Here is a 16,324-nt window from a genome sequence, read left to right as displayed (position 1 = left end):
GCAGTACCGTACGGGGCCTGTTCGAATCCCCCGGAACCCGCCCGGCGGTACGCGAGCAGAAGGCTGACATCATGTCCGATTCCAGCAACGCGCAGCAGTACGGTTCCGACATCACGCACTACGCCCCGGTCGAGAGTCCCGGCGCGGGAGAGCGCATCGCGAACGACATCCCTCTGGCCAAGCCGGTCTACGGGATCGCGCAGGAGATCAACGACGCCGTCGACGGCGACACGTCCCTCGCGGACGCGGCCGGTGGCATCGCCGCCGACCTCGGGATGCTCGCAGCGGGCGGCCTCATGTTCATCAAGGACCCCGTCTACGCGCTCGCGAACGCGGGCTTGACGATGCTCCTGGAGCTGGTGACGCCGCTGAACGACCTCCTCGAGATGGTCTCGGGCGACCCCGGCCAGATGGCGGAGCAGCAGGAGGTCTGGGGCCAGGTCCAGGAGGCGCTCGGCGCGTTGGGCGAGGAGGTCGGCACGGCCGTCGACTCGTGCATCCCGAACTGGTCCGGTTCGGCGGCGGACGCGGCCTACAACCAGCTGTACGGCCTCTCCGCCGCGATCGGCGCGATGGGGCACGAGGCGGGCGGCATCAAGCAGCTCCTGGCCTGGGCCGAGGTGGTCGCGCAGACGATCTACGACGTGATCAAGTCGATCCTCGCCGAGCTGGTGTCGTGGCTCATCATGCGGGGGCTCGTGGCTTTGGCGGCCAGTTCGTTCACGTTCGGTGCGGCGTTCGCGGAGTTCCTGCTCAGCGGCATGGTGAAGGCCATGTCGGCGATCCAGCGGGCGATCGACAAGTTCGCGAAGGCGGGCAAGATCTTCGCGAAGATAGCGCCGCTGCTGCAGAAGTTCTTCCTGCCCGCGGGCAAGCCGCTGTGGAAGGCCGTGCTGATGAAGGGGTTGGTCACCGGCGCCATCACCGGCGGCCTGGGGGCGGCCACCACGGGCTATCAGCAGTTGTCGGGCGGATCGGGTGGGCAGACGGCCTCGATCTCGGCGGGCAGCCCGGTGGGGCTCACCGTGGATCTGGACGAGTTGGACGCCCTCGCGTCGCAGCTCGAAGGGCTCTCGGGCAACGGCGAGTCGATCAACTCGGTCGCGTCCGGAGCCGCCTCGGAGGACATGACCTGGGGCCTGACCGGGCTGTTCTTCGCCTCGTCGTACCAGGGCTCCTGCGAGGAGGCGGTCTCGTCGACCGGGCAGCTCTCGGAGTCCCTCAACGGGCACGGGCAGCTGCTGCGGGACTGCAAGGCGGCGTACTGCTCCTCTGACGAGGTCGCGGCGGCTGAGTTCGAGGCGAAGTACAACGAGCTGGCGTAGGAGCCGCGCATGGAGGTTTTGGCCCAGGGCCTGGTAGAGCTGCTCTTCGGCGAGGCTTCGCGGGGCGCGCGGCGGCGACGGGCCGCGGCGTTCGCCGCTTCGCTCGGGCTCGGCTTCCATGCGGAGCGCCCGGAGGACGCCGGCGTGTCGGGGTGGCTCGACGAGCTCGAGATGCTGGGCGTGCCGTTCGTGCAGCCGGTGGCCGACACGTTCGCGGGTGCCTTCCAGGGCAGGCACGTGATCGGGTTCGAGGACCCGGTCTGGAGCAAGCGCAAGCGCCGCAACACCCCTTACCGGTTCACGGCGGTGCGGCTGGTGCGCGCGGTCCCGGATCTGCTGGTCGCGGGCGAGTCTCCGGCGTGGTTCAAGCCCGATGCCGGGTGCCTGCCGGTGCCGACCCCGTCAGGATCGCGGCGAGCGGTCCTGGCGGCCGATCCGGTCTCGGCCGGTGCGGTGCTCGCGGCGCTGCATGGTGAAGGACCGCTTGACCGTTCATGGATGGTGCGGGCGAACTGGGTGGTCGGCTGGCATCCCGGTCACCTGCGAACGCGCGGCGCGGACGGCGCGGCGTCGGCGCTGCGGTTCCTGACCGCCGCGGCCGACGCCTGCGAACGCTCCTAGGGCCAGCGCTGTTCATTGCCGTTCACAGGCGCGCCGCCCGGCCAGCGCGCGGATTCGGTTGGGGTTCAGGCGGTCCGCGGTGAAAGGCGGGCGGTGCGGGGGGCGTGTTACCGGGACCGAGCCGAGCTGGGGGTGAGACTCCTGACCAACGCGGCCGTGCTGCTGCGGGTTCAGGCGGTCAGCGACGGAACGGTGAAGATCAGATCCAGGATGTGGTGCCACCGTGCGGGCTGGCTGTCGGTCGCGGTTATCGCGGTCAGAGCGGTCAGAGCGGTCAGAGCGGTCAGCGACGGAGCGGTGAGGATCGGGTCGGGGGCGTGATGCCGCCGTGCGGGCTGGTTGCTGGTTGCTGGTTGCGGTCAATGCGATCAGCGACTGGAGCGGCGGGATTCGGGTGCGTTGCCGTCGCTGAGGCCGGACTCGGGATCCTGGCAGGAGTTGGGGCCCTCGCCGCGACAGCGGCTCGGGCCGGATACGGGTCCCGTGGGGCTTGGGGTCCTGGCCGCGTTAGGGCCCCGGCGGCGGTTCGCGGCGCACTGGGGCCCTCACCGCGCTTGAGGCCCCGGCCGGAATCGAGCCTGCCCCTGCTGCTGCTGTTGCTGGGGCGGTGCGCTCGTGTCGCTCACGACGCCGGTGGCGGCGGCGGCTGGGTGGCGCTGGTGGTGCGGGCCAGGGCTGGTGGTCGCTTCCGGTCGGGCCGGGTGGGGTTGGGACCGGGCTGCGTGTCCGGGGCCGGGGTCGTCTTTGGAGCGAGGTGCAAACCGGCAGCGAGGGAAGGGTAGGCGAGGCTCCGGCGGTGTGTCGCCGAAGCGGGGCCGGTGGTCGCTTCCGGCCGGGCCGGGTGGGTCCGTCCCGATGCCGCAGAGGCGGGGCGGTCGGCGGCACGGGAGCGGTCAGCCGCCGAGCTCGGCTCGGCTGCGCTCGTGTCCGTGTCCGTGTGCATGGTCGTGGTCCCCATGTGCCTGTCGCCTCCTTCCCGCTGCTCCGCTTGCTTCCCTCGCTGGCCCTGCTGGCCCTGCTGGTCTTGCTTCGGCTTCCGGTTCCGGCCCTTCGGCTTTCACTTGGCCGCGCGCCGTTCCTGCCAGGGACAGGTGCTGGTGCCTGCCGTCCCTGAGGAAGTGGTGCGGCCGCCCGGCGGATGCCGGTGGCTTGCCCGGTGGATGCCGGTGGCGGGTTCGCCTCCCGAGGATCGCTTGCCGTTCTTCGGGTCCGTCCTGCAGTCGCGCGGGCTTGGGGACGCGGCGCTGCCAGGACGGGGTGGTGCTCGCCATGGACGTGCTTGCGGCGTCGCCGTATCGAGTCCTCTAAATGCTCGGTGTGGCATAGCCGCTGACGCTGGCGGGTCGTGCTCGGATCGCGTATGCCGTCGTGTACGGCATCGCCTGCTGGTTGGGGTGATCCCAACTAGGATCGTCCACCCAGTCACGGCCCGTCGGGGGCGCGGACAGCTGCGGGCGATGGCACGGGGGTGAGATCGGACGCCTCCAGTGGAGGAGGAGCACCCTGGCTTGCGGGGTCGTCGCCTCGAAACAAGTCGGTTTGTCGGATCGGCCAGAGGCTTGTCGTAGTCTGCTTACACCTACCCCGACACCTGTACCAGTTTCCTGTCCCTGTACGTACCTCAATTGTCCCCCATACAGCCCCCGACTGTCATCACCCACACGATGCGAAACCATTCACGTTCCCACACCCCACGCCCGGCTTGATCGACTGCGTCCCAACCGAATCCGACCCGAGGCGCGTCGCCCCGCCAGCCCCGCCACCCACCCCTCCGTCGCTGCCCGCCTTAAGCGCAACCCACTCCAGACCTAAAGCCGCTGGCCCCCACCCGGGCAGATCCCTGCGAAACGACGCCTCCCCGAAGGCCCGTTCGTTCGGCCGCTCAGATCCGGACGATCATCTTGCCGGTGTTCTTGCCGCGCATCATGTCGAGGAAGGCGTCGACGGCGTGCTCGACACCGTCCACGATGGTCTCGTCGTAGGCGATCTTCCCCTGGCCGAACCATTCGGTCATGCGCGCGCCGAACTCCTCGCGCAGGTGCAGGTACCCGCCGAGGGTGAATCCCTTGAGCGTGAGGCTCTGCTGGATGATCTTGGCGAGGTTGTCCGGGCCGGGGGTCTTCTCGGTGCTGTTGTACAGGGAGATCGCACCGCACACGGCGATGCGGCCGTCGCGGTTCATGACGTCGAGGGCGGCTTCCAGGTGGTCGCCGCCGACGTTGTCGAAGAAGACGTCCACACCGTCGGGCGCGAAGGCCTTGAGCTGCTCTCGGACAGGCGCGTCCTTGTAGTTGAAGGCCGCGTCGTACCCGTACTTCTCGGTGAGGAGGCGCACCTTCTCGGGGCTGCCCGCGGAGCCGATGACGCGGCCCGCGCCGAGGAGCTTCGCGATCTGGCCCACGGCGGTGCCCACAGCCCCGGCCGCACCGGAGACGAAGACGGTGTCGCCGGGCTGCAAGTCGGCGATCGCGGTGAGGCCGACGTAGGCGGTCATCCCGGTCATGCCGAGGATGCCCAGGTGCAGGGAGAGCGGCACGCCCGGGATCTCGTGCACGGCGGTGAAGCCGGCGGCGTCCTCCTGGACGAGGTCGCGCCAGCCGTACTGGTGGAGGACGACGGTGCCGACCGGGAGTCCTTCGGCGGCCGATTCGACGACGCGGCCGACGGCGCCGCCGGTCATGGTCTCACCGAGCGCGAACGGCGGGACGTAGCTCTTGGCGTCGTTCATGCGCCCGCGCATGTACGGATCGACTGACAGAAACGCGTTGGCGACCCGGACCTGCCCGGGAGCGAGCTCGCCGAGGCTCACTTTCTGGGTGCGGAAGTCCTCGTGGACCGGCCAGCCCTGGGGGCGGCGGACGAGCTGGATCTGGGTGCTGACGGCCTCGGTCATCGTGATGTGCTCCGATCAGTTTTGGAATAACCGTTTCACAAACATATACTGGAACGAGCATTCCGCAAAGAGAGGTTCGTCATGGGGCGCACGCAGACGTTCGACACCGCAGAGGTCGTGCGGTCCGCCCGCGCCGTCTTCTGGAGGCACGGCTACGAGGCCGCCTCCGTCCCCGCCCTCGAAGCGGCCACGGGACTGCGCCGATCGAGCATCTACCACGCCTTCGGCAGCAAACGCGGCCTCTTCGACGCCGCCGTCGACTCCTACCTCGACGAGATCGTGCGCCCCCGCCTCGCCCCGCTCGCCGAACCCGCGCCGGACGCGATCCTCGACTACCTCCGGGGGCTGCGCGAAGCCCTGGAACGGGCCGGATCCCTCATCGCGGCCAACGGCTGCCTGCTCATCAACGCCGCCGGTGCCGCCATCGCCGACGACGAGGCCGTCCGCGAGACCATCACCGCCTACCGCGCCGAACTCGGCCGGGCCATCGGCAACGGCATCCGCGCCCACCGCCCCGACCTACCGGAAGACGAAACCGATCGACTGACAGATACCTGCACCGCCCTCGTCGTCGCCGCCTACGCCCTCGCCCGGGTCGACACCCACAGCGCCCTCCACAGCCTCGACGCCGCACTCGATCTGGTCAAGCGCCCTTAGGCCCTGCGGCGTTTGAAGAGGTACACCAGACCCACCGCCGGGAGCACCAGCGGCACATAGCCGTACCCGGAGCCGAAATGCGACCACACCGAAGGCTCGGGGAACCACTGCCGCACCGCGAAGCTCAACGCGCCCACCGCGAGCACCCCGGCCATCTCCACGCCCACCGCCAGCAGCGCGAGCGCGCCAGCGCCGCGGATGATCGCGATCGCGGCCACCAGATAGATGAGCGCGGCGATCGCGCTCAGCGTGAAGCTCACCGGCGCCGCATCGAACTTCGTCACCACCTGGAACACCGCCCGCACCCCGGCCGACACCGCGAACACCACGTAGACCAGCACGATCAGGCGGCCGAACCCGGCCGCCAGCGCCCGCGGCGCCGCCTCGGTCTCAGACATTGATCTGCAGCTCCCAGATCTGGTGGATGCGCAGCAGGAGCGCCGCGACGATGACGCCCGACGCCGCGACCGTCCCGATCCCCCACCGGCTCCGGTCGATCGAGCCCCAGAAGCACGCGGCGACCGGCACCAGGATCGTCGTCACCAGGTACGAGAAGAACAGGGCCTTGCCGCCGCCCGCCTCGCCCGGCACGATCGCGATCGACACCGCGAGCTGCGCCAGCAGCAGCAGTTCGAGGACGGCGACGCCCGCGAAGTGGCGGCGGCCGACGAGCTTCGAGCGGGCCGTGTCCACGAAGAACCAGGCGCTCATCGCCAGCGCGGCGGCCTGGACGGCGAGGTAGAGCCATTCGATCACGCCTCGACGCTAATACAGGCCCCCGGGGGCGAATCCGAGGCCGTACCGCGAAGTGGCCGCCGCGTAATGTGATCCTGCCCGATCGCTGCGTCGGTACCTGGTGCACCGAGGGGTCCTGGATGCGCACGCCCGCGACGCACGAGACCGGCGCGGGCGCCGAGGCGATCACCGCGCTCGGCGACCATCCCGCCGGATGACGCTCGACCTGCTGGTCAGCCCGCTGCCGGGCCCGGCTTTGACGAGCCGGCTCCTGCCGGTCCTCGCGCTCATCGTCATCGTCAACTCGCTGCTGCTCTCGGCGGTGGTCAACGTCGCGTTCTGGCGCGAACGCCTCGGCCGCTGACCCGGCCGCGCCGGAGACTCGGCGGCGTCCCACTCCGCGACTAGACTTCGCGGCATGGCTGACCTCACGCATGTCGACTCGTCCGGGGCCGCCCGCATGGTCGACGTCTCCGAGAAGGACGTCTCGCACCGTTCGGCGCTCGCGACCGGGCGGCTCGTGACCACCCCAGAGGTGGTCGCGGCGCTGCGCGAGAACTCGCTCGCGAAGGGCGACGCGCTGGCGACGGCGCGGATCGCGGGGATCATGGCGGCCAAGCGCACGCCCGACCTGGTGCCGCTGTGCCACCCGATCGCGATCAGCGGTGTGAAGGTCGATCTGACGGTGACCGACGACGGCGTCGAGATCGCGGCGCGGGTGAAGACCGCCGACCGCACCGGCGTCGAGATGGAGGCCCTCACGGCCGTGTCGGTGGCGGCGTTGACCTTGGTGGACATGGTGAAAGCCGTCGACCCCGCCGCCGTCATCACCGACGTCCGCGTGGAGGAGAAGCTCGGAGGGAAGACGCAGGAGTGGCGGCGCGAAGCGCCTCCGGTTCGGGGAAGCGAGCGCAGCGAGCGGCTGGGCGGGGCGGCGGGTGAGGGCACATGGCAGCGGTGAAGGCCGTGGTCGTCGTGGCCTCGAACCGGGCCGCCGACGGGGTTTACGAGGACGAGTCGGGGCCCATCCTCGCGGAGGGGCTGCGGTCCCACGGGTTCGACGTGATCGGGCCGGTCGTCGTCCACGACGGCGAAGAGGTCGAGGCCGCGCTGCGCGTCGCGGTCGGGCAGGGCGCCGACCTGGTGGTCACTTCCGGCGGCACCGGCCTGACCTCCAAGGACCTCACCCCCGAGATGACCAGCCGCGTGGTCGACTTCGAGGTGCCGGGCGTCGCCGAGGCGATCCGCGCCGCCGGGCTCGCGAAGACGCCGCACGCGGCGCTCTCGCGCGGTATCGCCGGGGTCGCGGAGCGGACGCTGATCGTGAACCTGGCAGGTTCGAAGGGCGCCGCGAAGGACGGCCTCGCGGTGCTGACCGCCGCGCTCGTCGAGCACGCGGTCTCCCAACTCCACGACGGCGACCATGAACGGAACGACGAATCCGACGGCGCCGTCGCGGACGCCGGAGACGGCGCGGCCACCCGCTCCGCATCCGCCGACGCCTCCGCCCGCCCCTCCCACGACCACGGAAGGACCGCCCGATGACCGGGACCGCCGCCCCGATGAACTGGGCCGAGGCCCGAGAGACCGCTTGGGCCGCAGGCTATGCGGCCCGCCCGGCCGCTTCTGAGCTGCCGTTCGGCGAAGCGGTCGGCTCGGCGCTGGCCGCCCCGCTGGTGGCCGTCTCCGACCTGCCCGCGTTCCCGACCTCCGCGGTCGACGGCTGGGCGATCGCCGGCGGCGGCCCGTGGCGGGTCGACGGCGCCGTCCTGGCGGGCCAGGTGCCGCAGGCCATGAAGCCCGGCCAGGCGGTCACGATCGCGACCGGCGCGCAGGTCCCCGAAGGGGCCGAGGGCATCATCCGCTTGGAGCACGGCACGCTCGAGGACGACCTGGTCGACGGCCCCGCCGCGCGTGAATGGCGCGAGGCCGGCGAAGAGGCCGCGCACGGCGATGAGCTGCTGGCGGCCGGGACCCCGATCAGCCCGCCCGTGGTCGGCCTCGCGGCCGCCGCCGGGCACGCGACGCTCCCCGCGCACGCCAAGCCCGGCGCACGCGTCGTCGTCTTCGGCGACGAGCTGCTGACCTCCGGCGTCTCCCGCGAAGGCCGGGTCCGGGACTCGTTGGGCCCCATGGTCCCCCACATGCTCACCGCCGCCGGGGCGGCCGCCGGGCCGAGCATCGGGCCGGTCGAGGACACCCTCGAAGCACACGTCGCGGCACTGCGCGAGGCGCTCGCCGACGCGGATCTGGTGTGCACCACCGGCGGCACGATGGTCGGCCCGGTCGACCACCTGCACGCCGCGCTCGCCGAGATCGGCGCCGAGTACGTGATCAACACCGTCGCGGTCCGTCCCGGCTTCCCGATGCTGCTGGCCCGCACCGAGGACGGGAAGTTCATCGCGGGCCTGCCCGGCAACCCGCAGTCCGCGGTGATCGCGGTGGTCTCGCTCGTAGCGCCGCTGCTCGCGGGCCTGCGCGGGCTGCCGCTGCCGCCGCTGCAGACCGTCCGGCTCGCCGAAGCGGTCCCCGGCCGCGGGAGCTTCACCCACCTGGCCCTCGTCGACCGGGCCGGCAACCGGCTCGGGCACCACGGCTCCGCGATGCTGCGGGGTCTGGCCAACGCCGCCGGGTTCGCCGTGATCGGCCCGGAAGGCACCGGCGCCGCGGGCGCCGCCGTCGAACTCGCCACCGTCCCTGGAGTGTGACCCCATGATCCGCGCACGCGTGCTGGACAGCCCGCTCGACGTCGCCGAGCACGAGGCCGCGGTCGCCGCGGCCGAGGCCGGGGCCGTCGTGTCCTTCTCGGGCGTCGTCCGCAACCACGACCACGGCCGGGGCGTGCTCCGGCTCTCCTACGAGGGCCACCCGTCCTCGGGTGAGCTGCTGCGCACCATCGCCGAGGAGATCGCGGCGCGCCCCGGAGTCCGGGGCGTGGTGGTCTCGCACCGGGTCGGCGACCTCGCGATCGGCGACCCGGCCCTGGTCGCCGCCGTCGCCGCCGAACACCGGAAGGAGGCCTTCGACGCCTGCGCCGACCTCGTCGACGAGGTGAAGGCCCGCCTCCCGATCTGGAAGCACCAGTTCTTCGACGACGGCACCGACGAATGGGTCAACTGCCCTTGAGCGAATCGATGCCATTGCGCCGCAAGGTATCGGTCAACGCTTCGCATTGATCTGCAGTGGACGCCGCCATAGACTGCTCCGAAGTGCCGACCGTATCCCCGCGGAGGAGCCGCACCCCCATGAGCAGTCGCATCACCGTCACCGCCAAACTCCTCAACCTCGCCCTCGCCCCCGCCTCGGGCGGGCGGAAACGTCCCGAAGCCGCATGGCGGAAGACCGTCACGGCCGTAGCGAAGACCCACGGCCGCCCCCTGAGCGAACGGGAGCGGCAGTTCACCGACGAGCAGGGTTTCGCGCTGTCCAGCCTGGCCCGCGCCGCCGCCGACCTCACCCCCCTCGGCTGGCAGTCCGTCCTCTCCGACGTCAAGGGCCGCCTCGAGAACCACCTGCGCATCAACCGGATCATCACCGACCACCCCGAGGTCCTCGACGAGGAGATCCGCCGACCGGTCTTCGTGCTCGGGCTCCCCCGTACCGCCACCACGCTCACCCACAAGATCCTCGCCCTCGCAGAGGACCACCGCGGACCGCTCATGTGGGAGATGCTGCACACCGACATCGAGACCGACCCCGCGGTCGTCGACCGGCGCGTGCGCGCCCTCGCCAGGCAGATCGGCGCGGCCCAGAAGATCTCCCCGATGTGGGAGATCATCCACCCCGTCCGCGTCGACCAGCCCGAGGAGTCGCTGTTCCTGCTCCCGCACGGCTACTTCCACCCGCTGCTGCGCGGCCCGATGCCCGAATACCAGCGCTGGCTGGAGTCGCGCGACACCACCCCGGACTACGAGTACCTGAAGCTCGCGCTCCAAGTGCTCCAGTTCGGCCGCGACCCCAAGCGCTGGATCCTCAAATACCCGCTGCACCTCAACGACATGGCGACCATCGTCAAGGTCTTCCCAGACGCGACGTTCGTGTGGACCCACCGCGACCCCGCCACCGCCTTGGGGTCGTTGTGCAGCCTCCTGGAGACCGCCTGGGCGATGGCCCGCAAACGGCCGGACCCGGAGGCCATCGGCGAGCTCAGCCTGGACCTCATGGTCAAGGCCGTCGAACGCGCCCGGACCGCCCGCATCGCCCTGCCGCCCGAGTCGGTCGTGGACGTGCCCTACCACCTGCTCAGCTCCGACCCGCACCGCAACGTCCCCAAGATCTACGAGGCCGTCGGCGCCGAATGGACCGAACGGGACGCCGGGAACCTGGACGGCGCGCTGGCCCGGCCGGTCACCGACCGCCGCCACGAGTACGGGCTGGCCCGCTACGGGCTCGACCTCGACGGCGTCGAAGCGGCCTTCGGCGACTACACGAAGCTCGTCGCCGGGTTCAACCGCTGAGGGCGGCGGGCCCGCCGCTACTCGCCGCTGCTGTCGTCGTGCTGCTTGCGGCCCACCAGTTTCACCAGGATCACGCCGCCGACCACGATCACCAGGAGGCCGAGCAGGATCGCGGCCAGAGCCGCGCCCGGGTTCGAGTCCTCCTCGGCGGATTCCTCGGTGGCCGCGCCGGTCGCCTCCTGCGTCGTGGGTTCCGGGGTCGCCTCGGCCTCGGTCGCGGCCTCGCCGGTGGGCGCCGCGCCGGGGGCGTACAGCCCCTCGGGGATCGACTCGACGGTGAACTCGACGGCGTCCTCCACGCGGTGCCCGTCCTCGGAGATCACGCGGAACGCCAGCGTGTACTTGCCGGGGGTGGTGTAGAGCATCGGCTGGATGAACGTGTCCCCGTCGTAGCTCGGGTCCGCGACGTCGATGACCGTTCCGGCCGGGTCGGTCACGGCGATCTCGGTCGAGGCCTGGTCGAGGATCTCCGAGAACGTGGCCGAGACCTCGGCCGGGGCCTCCGCGAGGGTGGCGCCGTCCTCGGGGTCGGTGCCGGTGAGCGCCGCGTGCGCCGAAGCCGGAGCGGCGAGGCCGAGCGTCAGGAGGCCGCCGAGGGCGGCGGACATCGCAAGCGCGATCACTCGTTTGACGGGCCGTCGTTCAGAAGCGCGAAGAGACATTTCGCCATAGTGCCACGGAGGGTTCGGTTCCACCTTGCGGGAAAGGTCACATCAATCACCAGGTCACAACTGGGACGTGACCGAGGGTGATCCTCGATTGCGAATATGGCCCGGTTGGCGGAGATAGTACCGCTGACCCTCGTGTTGACGATCGCGAGAAGTTGTGGTGTGCTTACGTCCATGGTTGAACCGATCCGATGGGGAATCCTGGCGACCGGTGGAATCGCATCGACCTTTGTGGAAGATCTTGCCCTCCTCGACGATTGCCGCGTCACCGCTGTGGCCTCTCGATCGGCGGAGCGCGCCGCCGCGTTCGCCAAGAAGCACGACATCCCCCAGGCCTGGGAGTCCGTCCAGGCCCTTGCGGCAGATGACGAAGTCGACATCGTCTACGTCGCGACCCCGCACTCACATCACTACCTGCCCACTCTCCAACTCCTCGAAGCCGGCAAGCACGTCCTGTGCGAGAAGGCCTTCGCCTACAACGCCGCTCAAGCCCGCACCATGTTCGACGTCGCCCGCCAGAACCAGCGGTTCCTCATGGAGGCCATGTGGACCCGGTGCAACCCGGCGATCCGCGAGATGCGCCGCGCCATCAAGGAGGGCATGATCGGCGAGGTCGTGTCCGTGAACGGCAACTTCTCGTTCGCCTCCGACCTGCCCGCGAGCCATCGACTCCGCAACCTCGAGCTCGCCGGGGGAGCGCTCCTCGACCTCGGGGTCTACCCGATCACGTTGGCGCACTTGGTACTCGGCAAGCCCGATGCGATCGAGGCGCACAGCGTCATGGACACGACCGGGGTGGACGCGCAGACCGCGCTCACCCTCAAGTACCCGAACGCGATCGCGCAGCTCTCCTGCTCCTACCGGGGCGGGCCCGCCAACGAGGTGACGATCGCGGGCACGCTGGGCCGCATCGAATTGCGCAACTATGCCTATCGGCCGAGCGGTTACACGCTCGTGCGGTACGACGAGGCGCCCCGCGAGTTCGAGGCGCCCTATGTCGGCCACGGGTACGTCCACGAAGCGCTCGAAGTGCACCGGGCGCTGCGCCAGGGGCGACTCGAGTCGACGCTCGTGCCGCCCCAGAGCACCGTGGAGGTTATGGAGATCTTGGACGAGGCGCGCGCCCAGATCGGGCTGCGCTACCCCGGTGAGACCCACCCGAAGTAGCCAGGTTTTTCCAAGGCCCGCAGGCGGATCAGTATTCGATCTGCTTGCGGGCTGCTTCGCGCTTCGCACTGATGGCGGCGTGTTTTTCGCGCAGCCACGCCACTCGCGCTTCGGCGTTCTCGATCGCGGTCTGCTCGGCCTGCTCGACGAGCACGCCGCGCCGGGCGGCCTCCTCGCGGAAGACCTGGTCGAGGTTCGGCAGGAGGGCCATCACGGGGCCGGTGAAGAAGCCGGTCTCGGCCTCCTTCGTGCGGATCCATCCCTTGTACTCGATCTCGCAGACCACTTGGCGCCGACCGGCTTCGGGGTCGCGGATGGCGAGGTCGGCGACCATGGCCCAGATGGTGAAGATCGCGGAGGTGGCCTTCTCGGAGACCCAGCCGCGGCCGGGCACGGGCGGCAGCAGGGCCTCGATGCTCTCGGTGAAGGTGTCCGTGGAGAGCTTCTGGATGATGCCGTCCAGGGATCGGGTGCGGATGGCCTTCACCTTGTGCCACTTGGCCGTCGACCCGTCGAAGCCGACCGTTTCGGGGCCGATGTCGATGGTGCCGAAGTTGTCGAGCAGGCCCAGGAGCATCCCGGTGCCCATGGGGGGCTTGTTGCCCGAGGTGATGAGCTTGGCCAGGCTCCACTGCCAGTCCTCCTGGACGGGCGAGGAGGGCAGGGGCAGGCGCTTGAGCAGCTCCTCGAAGTCGCCTTCTTTGATCGCGGACTTCGCGTCACTCGCGAAATTGACGGCGCCGTCGCGCTTCTCGACGACATACCCAGTCGTGGCGTCTACTTTGCTCTTAGCGGCGCCGACGGCGGCGTCGCGCTTCTCGCGGGCCGCGTCGACACCGACGTCGACGACGATCTTGCCCGCGTCCTGCGCGCGCTGCTTCATCTGCTCCAGGCGGTCTTTCATTCCCATGCGAGCAAGATACAGGTCTGGGGCCACTGCCCGGTCACCCAGCGAAGCCGCTCAGCGACCCCTTCTCGCGGCAGCGTCACGATAAGGTGATGCGCACCGATCCGCCCCCGCAGAAGGACCGCGATGCCGCCCACCCGCGACGACCTGCCCCGCCACCGCCTCGGCATCTACCGCACCCGCGAGGTCGCCTACCTCGAGCCGCGTCCGCTTCGCGTGGGCGACGACGAGATGCGCTTGGTGAACGCGCAAGCCGCGGCAATGGCGCGCCCGGTGCAGTCCCGCAACGATTCCCGTAGTGGCCTGCCGAACCGCGGACCGATGCGGACGTTCAGCGATCCGGGCCTCGCGCCAGGACCCGACGAAGGCGTCCTCTCAGTCCTGGCCGACGGCGGCGACACCGCCCCGGTGGTCGCCGTCGACGGCGTGCCCGTCTCCGTCGGCAACGGCCAGCTCGACCTCGTCCTCCGCGCCGGGCCGCACACCGTCGAAGTCCAGAACACCGCCACCCTCGACCCGGTCGTCGTGCAGGTCGCCGCAGACGGCGCGCACCGGGTGCAGTTCTTCGAGGACAGGGCGTCCGGGCACCGTGTACTCGGCGACCTGCCCGAGACCATCGAGTTCATCCCCACCAACACGGGCTGCTGGTCGTTGCTGGTGGTGACCTCCCTGATCTGCTGCCTCCCAGCCGGTTCGGTCATGGCCCTCATGCCCACCGAGACCTGGCACCTGGTGTCGGGCATCGGCATCGCCGCGCTCGCGGTGGCGTTCATCGTCGCCGGCGTGCCGCTGTGGCGCCGAGCCAAGGCCAGGTACCACCTTGACGTCGCCGCGCAGCGCCGCAGCCTCCCGCGCGAGCCCGTGCTGTACGGCGAAGACGCGATCCTCCTGGGCGCCAATCCGACCGCGCTGCCACCCCTGCCCGCCGGGATGGCGGCGATCGACCTGCACCTCGAGTGCGGCAGGCACCTCTGGGCGGGGCGCCGCAAGACCGGACACGGCTCGTTCCTGTCCCGCGCCTGGACGCGGCCGCCGCGCGTGCTCATCGACGACACCGAGCGGCCCGCCTCCCGAGGCCACTGGCGCTACCTCGTTCCTACTGGGGCGCAACAGCTCACGGTCATCACCGACGGCCGTCCCGCGAACCTCGAGATCCCCGACCGGCACACCGGCCGATCCGAGAAGCAGCGCGACCTCGTCGTCGAAGCCCATGCGGGCCAGACGATCCAGGTCAACGCCGAAGCGCACGTCTACGCGATCTGGCGCTCCGCCACCGGCGACATCGAGTCCTTCGAACCCCGCCTCTGGCTGGAAGCGGTCTGACCGTTCAGGAGCCCGCGTGCCGCTGCCGGTCGGCCGCGCCCCCGCATGTCGGCGAGGAACGCCGCGTCCCGCTCACCGGGCGCGGACACGCCGCCGCGGTAGGCGACCGTGCTCAGCGTCTACTTGAGCTTCCCGGGTTCCTTGGGGCCGTATGGATACTCCGCGTGCCTCGCGCCTACTTCCGGTAGCGGCGCAGGTCGACGCCCGAGCCGTCGGCGAACGAGATCCGGCGGTACACCCCGGCCGGCTTGAACCGCCGCAGGAACCGGGTCCGGCGGAGCCGGTCCGCCTCACCGTCATAGCGGTAATGCGGCTCGCGCACCTGGAAGAGCGTCCGGATCGGCACCGGCTCGGTGAACTCGCTCGGCTGCCCCGAGCCGCTCAGGAACTTCCCGTACGTGCGCCCCTCGACGGCGATGAACGCGATCCGCCGGTTGGTGTAGACCCACAGCCCGCGGCACCGCAGCGCGGGCGTCACCATCCGGCCCATGACCGAATCCCGCCCCTGCCCGCGAAGGACCACGTTGGGGCCCTTCAGCTTCTTGCCGGAACCGCCGTCGACGCTCGCGCCGCTCAGGCCTTCGGCGAGGAAGGCGAGCACGATGAGGAGCACCACGGAGCCGGCGATCCACGCCAGCGTCAGGCCCACGACCTTCCCTATCCGCCGCCACACCTGCTCGGCCGTCCAAGGCGGCTTCGGGATCCCGTCGAACGCGGGCAGTTTCCACTGCGATATCCAGTCGAGGGTCTTCTCGCCGGGCTCGAGCCATTGGCGTTCGAGCATGCCGGGAGTGTCGAGCTTCAGGTGGGGCCTTCGCTGCCAGGGGATCTACAAGCCGCGGTCGCGGTCGAACCGGTCTCGCAGGTGCTCGGGCAGGCTCCCGCGCACCATCCCCATGACGTCCATCTTGTCGCCCGCTAGGGCCTGCGCCATCTCCGCCATCTTCACGCTGTGCAGGGCGGCGGCCTCGTCGAGCAGCGCGATGATCATGGGCGCGAGCGACTGCCGCCGCCGCATGGCCATCTCGTCGATCCCGATCTCGGCGACCTTCCCTTCGGCGTCGAGCTCCACGCGCAGGAGGCCGTCCTCGGAGTAGACCTCGATCGGGTCGGCGCCCATCTGCGCCTGCATCTCCTCGTACTTGCGGAGGGTCTCCTCGGCGTCGCGCTGCATCTGCTCGATCCGGGCGAACATCTCCTCGGGGTTGGGACGACTCCGGTCGCTCATGCGCGCTCCCCTTCGGTGCCGGCCCCGTCGAACATGCCGCCGAGGACGTCGTTGATCGAAGCCGTCAGGTCGGCTTCGAGCTTGCTGCCCGCGGCTCGCACCGTCTCGGCGATGATCTCGCCGAGCTCGACCCCGCTTATCTCGAACGCGCTCATGCGCAGGTCGAGTTCCTTGACGCGCCCGCCCGGCCCAGCGACGACGCGGACCGCGCCGGTCTCGGAGACCACTTCGGCTTCGGCCTCCACCGCCAGCCGCTGCGCTTCGGCGATTCGCGCCGACATGTCCTCTTGCGGCATAGGTTCCTTGCCTCCCAACGAGTTCGCGCCACCCCGAGTACGTCGGC

20 protein-coding genes are annotated in these 16,324 nt (G+C 70.4%); 12 read left to right on the top strand and 8 right to left on the bottom strand.

Features of this window, described 5'->3' with window-relative positions:
* Positions 1–71 precede the first annotated feature (71 nt).
* Both JHY01_RS12770 and JHY01_RS12765 read left to right on the top strand, forming a co-directional pair.
* On the top strand, positions 72–1,325 hold the full coding sequence (locus tag JHY01_RS12770) for a hypothetical protein (RefSeq protein ID WP_205326037.1): 1,254 nt from the start codon (positions 72–74) through the stop codon (positions 1,323–1,325).
* Between the two features lie 9 nt (positions 1,326–1,334).
* A complete protein-coding gene (locus JHY01_RS12765) occupies positions 1,335–1,946 on the top strand; it encodes a hypothetical protein (RefSeq protein ID WP_205326036.1) in 612 nt (203 codons plus the stop codon).
* Between the two features lie 1,882 nt (positions 1,947–3,828).
* Here JHY01_RS12765 and JHY01_RS12760 read toward each other — a convergent pair.
* The gene (locus JHY01_RS12760; protein ID WP_205326035.1) at positions 3,829–4,839 is read right to left on the bottom strand and encodes an NADP-dependent oxidoreductase; all 1,011 of its coding nucleotides are present in this window, start codon (positions 4,837–4,839) and stop codon (positions 3,829–3,831) included.
* Positions 4,840–4,920: 81 nt separating this feature from the next.
* On the opposite strand from JHY01_RS12760, the gene JHY01_RS12755 reads away from it, so the two are divergent.
* Complete coding sequence (locus JHY01_RS12755; RefSeq protein ID WP_205326034.1) at positions 4,921–5,496, top strand: TetR/AcrR family transcriptional regulator; 576 nt, start codon at positions 4,921–4,923, stop codon at positions 5,494–5,496.
* Here the strand turns inward: JHY01_RS12755 and JHY01_RS12750 are convergent.
* Both JHY01_RS12750 and JHY01_RS12745 read right to left on the bottom strand, forming a co-directional pair.
* Complete coding sequence (locus JHY01_RS12750) at positions 5,493–5,894, bottom strand: hypothetical protein (protein ID WP_205326033.1); 402 nt, start codon at positions 5,892–5,894, stop codon at positions 5,493–5,495. The two genes, JHY01_RS12755 and JHY01_RS12750, sit on opposite strands and share 4 nt — an antisense overlap.
* A complete protein-coding gene (locus tag JHY01_RS12745) occupies positions 5,887–6,252 on the bottom strand; it encodes a hypothetical protein (RefSeq protein ID WP_205326032.1) in 366 nt (121 codons plus the stop codon). Before JHY01_RS12745 ends, JHY01_RS12750 begins: the two co-directional genes overlap by 8 nt.
* Positions 6,253–6,320: 68 nt before the next feature.
* On the opposite strand from JHY01_RS12745, the gene JHY01_RS27350 reads away from it, so the two are divergent.
* The 7 genes from JHY01_RS27350 (at position 6,321) to JHY01_RS12715 (ending at position 10,688) form a co-directional block, all read left to right on the top strand.
* A complete protein-coding gene (locus tag JHY01_RS27350) occupies positions 6,321–6,449 on the top strand; it encodes a hypothetical protein (protein ID WP_275889767.1) in 129 nt (42 codons plus the stop codon).
* The gene (locus JHY01_RS12740) at positions 6,446–6,595 is read left to right on the top strand and encodes a hypothetical protein (protein WP_205326031.1); all 150 of its coding nucleotides are present in this window, start codon (positions 6,446–6,448) and stop codon (positions 6,593–6,595) included. Before JHY01_RS27350 ends, JHY01_RS12740 begins: the two co-directional genes overlap by 4 nt.
* Positions 6,596–6,649: 54 nt before the next feature.
* Positions 6,650–7,192: a cyclic pyranopterin monophosphate synthase MoaC gene (gene moaC, locus JHY01_RS12735; protein ID WP_205326030.1), complete on the top strand. Its 543-nt coding sequence runs from the start codon at positions 6,650–6,652 to the stop codon at positions 7,190–7,192.
* Entirely contained in the window at positions 7,180–7,776 is a 597-nt protein-coding gene (locus tag JHY01_RS12730) for a molybdenum cofactor biosynthesis protein B (RefSeq protein ID WP_205326029.1), read from the top strand. The genes moaC and JHY01_RS12730 overlap by 13 nt, the downstream gene beginning before the upstream one ends.
* Positions 7,773–8,939 carry a molybdopterin molybdotransferase MoeA gene (locus JHY01_RS12725; protein WP_205326028.1) on the top strand — a complete coding sequence of 389 codons (1,167 nt, stop codon included), beginning with the start codon at positions 7,773–7,775 and terminating at the stop codon, positions 8,937–8,939. The genes JHY01_RS12730 and JHY01_RS12725 overlap by 4 nt, the downstream gene beginning before the upstream one ends.
* Before the next feature lie 4 nt (positions 8,940–8,943).
* Positions 8,944–9,357: a molybdenum cofactor biosynthesis protein MoaE gene (locus JHY01_RS12720; RefSeq protein WP_205326027.1), complete on the top strand. Its 414-nt coding sequence runs from the start codon at positions 8,944–8,946 to the stop codon at positions 9,355–9,357.
* A gap of 119 nt (positions 9,358–9,476) precedes the next feature.
* The gene (locus JHY01_RS12715; RefSeq protein ID WP_205326026.1) at positions 9,477–10,688 is read left to right on the top strand and encodes a sulfotransferase; all 1,212 of its coding nucleotides are present in this window, start codon (positions 9,477–9,479) and stop codon (positions 10,686–10,688) included.
* A 17-nt stretch (positions 10,689–10,705) separates the two neighbouring features.
* Here JHY01_RS12715 and JHY01_RS12710 read toward each other — a convergent pair whose 3' ends face one another.
* Positions 10,706–11,296: a copper resistance CopC family protein gene (locus JHY01_RS12710; protein WP_205326025.1), complete on the bottom strand. Its 591-nt coding sequence runs from the start codon at positions 11,294–11,296 to the stop codon at positions 10,706–10,708.
* 234 nt (positions 11,297–11,530) lie between these two features.
* Here JHY01_RS12710 and JHY01_RS12705 point away from each other — a divergent pair, with 234 nt between their 5' ends.
* Complete coding sequence (locus JHY01_RS12705) at positions 11,531–12,523, top strand: Gfo/Idh/MocA family protein (RefSeq protein ID WP_205326024.1); 993 nt, start codon at positions 11,531–11,533, stop codon at positions 12,521–12,523.
* A gap of 28 nt (positions 12,524–12,551) precedes the next feature.
* Here JHY01_RS12705 and JHY01_RS12700 read toward each other — a convergent pair whose 3' ends face one another.
* Positions 12,552–13,433 carry a hypothetical protein gene (locus tag JHY01_RS12700; protein ID WP_205326023.1) on the bottom strand — a complete coding sequence of 294 codons (882 nt, stop codon included), beginning with the start codon at positions 13,431–13,433 and terminating at the stop codon, positions 12,552–12,554.
* A gap of 123 nt (positions 13,434–13,556) precedes the next feature.
* On the opposite strand from JHY01_RS12700, the gene JHY01_RS12695 reads away from it, so the two are divergent.
* Positions 13,557–14,753, top strand: coding sequence for a hypothetical protein (locus JHY01_RS12695; protein WP_205326022.1), 1,197 nt, complete (start codon positions 13,557–13,559; stop codon positions 14,751–14,753).
* A gap of 175 nt (positions 14,754–14,928) precedes the next feature.
* On the opposite strand, the gene JHY01_RS12690 is transcribed toward JHY01_RS12695, so the two are convergent.
* From JHY01_RS12690 to JHY01_RS12680, 3 genes are read right to left on the bottom strand one after another with little or no spacing between them, the layout of a single operon-like run.
* Entirely contained in the window at positions 14,929–15,537 is a 609-nt protein-coding gene (locus JHY01_RS12690) for a hypothetical protein (protein WP_205326021.1), read from the bottom strand.
* 45 nt (positions 15,538–15,582) lie between these two features.
* Entirely contained in the window at positions 15,583–15,981 is a 399-nt protein-coding gene (locus JHY01_RS12685; protein ID WP_205326020.1) for a YbaB/EbfC family nucleoid-associated protein, read from the bottom strand.
* Positions 15,978–16,277 carry a YbaB/EbfC family nucleoid-associated protein gene (locus JHY01_RS12680; protein ID WP_205326019.1) on the bottom strand — a complete coding sequence of 100 codons (300 nt, stop codon included), beginning with the start codon at positions 16,275–16,277 and terminating at the stop codon, positions 15,978–15,980. Before JHY01_RS12680 ends, JHY01_RS12685 begins: the two co-directional genes overlap by 4 nt.
* Positions 16,278–16,324: the final 47 nt, after the last annotated feature.

It is taken from the genome of Glycomyces sp. YM15 (assembly GCF_016918015.1).
In the GTDB taxonomy this organism is placed as follows: Bacteria; Actinomycetota; Actinomycetes; order Mycobacteriales; family Micromonosporaceae; genus Glycomyces.
The sequence above is the reverse complement of the archived record's forward strand: the minus strand, read 5'-3'. Positions and strand labels throughout refer to the sequence as shown.

Bases quoted from the DNA above. Each gene is read 5' to 3' on its own strand.
- JHY01_RS12770 (WP_205326037.1), top strand. From the start codon at position 72: ATGTCCGATTCCAGCAACGCGCAGCAGTACGGTTCCGACATCACGCAC.
- JHY01_RS12765 (WP_205326036.1), top strand. From the start codon at position 1,335: ATGGAGGTTTTGGCCCAGGGCCTGGTAGAGCTGCTCTTCGGCGAGGCT.
- JHY01_RS12760 (WP_205326035.1), bottom strand. From the start codon at position 4,839: ATGACCGAGGCCGTCAGCACCCAGATCCAGCTCGTCCGCCGCCCCCAG.
- JHY01_RS12755 (WP_205326034.1), top strand. From the start codon at position 4,921: ATGGGGCGCACGCAGACGTTCGACACCGCAGAGGTCGTGCGGTCCGCC.
- JHY01_RS12750 (WP_205326033.1), bottom strand. From the start codon at position 5,894: ATGTCTGAGACCGAGGCGGCGCCGCGGGCGCTGGCGGCCGGGTTCGGC.
- JHY01_RS12740 (WP_205326031.1), top strand. From the start codon at position 6,446: ATGACGCTCGACCTGCTGGTCAGCCCGCTGCCGGGCCCGGCTTTGACG.
- moaC (WP_205326030.1), top strand. From the start codon at position 6,650: ATGGCTGACCTCACGCATGTCGACTCGTCCGGGGCCGCCCGCATGGTC.
- JHY01_RS12730 (WP_205326029.1), top strand. From the start codon at position 7,180: ATGGCAGCGGTGAAGGCCGTGGTCGTCGTGGCCTCGAACCGGGCCGCC.
- JHY01_RS12725 (WP_205326028.1), top strand. From the start codon at position 7,773: ATGACCGGGACCGCCGCCCCGATGAACTGGGCCGAGGCCCGAGAGACC.
- JHY01_RS12720 (WP_205326027.1), top strand. From the start codon at position 8,944: ATGATCCGCGCACGCGTGCTGGACAGCCCGCTCGACGTCGCCGAGCAC.
- JHY01_RS12715 (WP_205326026.1), top strand. From the start codon at position 9,477: ATGAGCAGTCGCATCACCGTCACCGCCAAACTCCTCAACCTCGCCCTC.
- JHY01_RS12710 (WP_205326025.1), bottom strand. From the start codon at position 11,296: ATGTCCGCCGCCCTCGGCGGCCTCCTGACGCTCGGCCTCGCCGCTCCG.
- JHY01_RS12705 (WP_205326024.1), top strand. From the start codon at position 11,531: ATGGTTGAACCGATCCGATGGGGAATCCTGGCGACCGGTGGAATCGCA.
- JHY01_RS12700 (WP_205326023.1), bottom strand. From the start codon at position 13,433: ATGGGAATGAAAGACCGCCTGGAGCAGATGAAGCAGCGCGCGCAGGAC.
- JHY01_RS12695 (WP_205326022.1), top strand. From the start codon at position 13,557: ATGCCGCCCACCCGCGACGACCTGCCCCGCCACCGCCTCGGCATCTAC.
- JHY01_RS12690 (WP_205326021.1), bottom strand. From the start codon at position 15,537: ATGCTCGAACGCCAATGGCTCGAGCCCGGCGAGAAGACCCTCGACTGG.
- JHY01_RS12685 (WP_205326020.1), bottom strand. From the start codon at position 15,981: ATGAGCGACCGGAGTCGTCCCAACCCCGAGGAGATGTTCGCCCGGATC.
- JHY01_RS12680 (WP_205326019.1), bottom strand. From the start codon at position 16,277: ATGCCGCAAGAGGACATGTCGGCGCGAATCGCCGAAGCGCAGCGGCTG.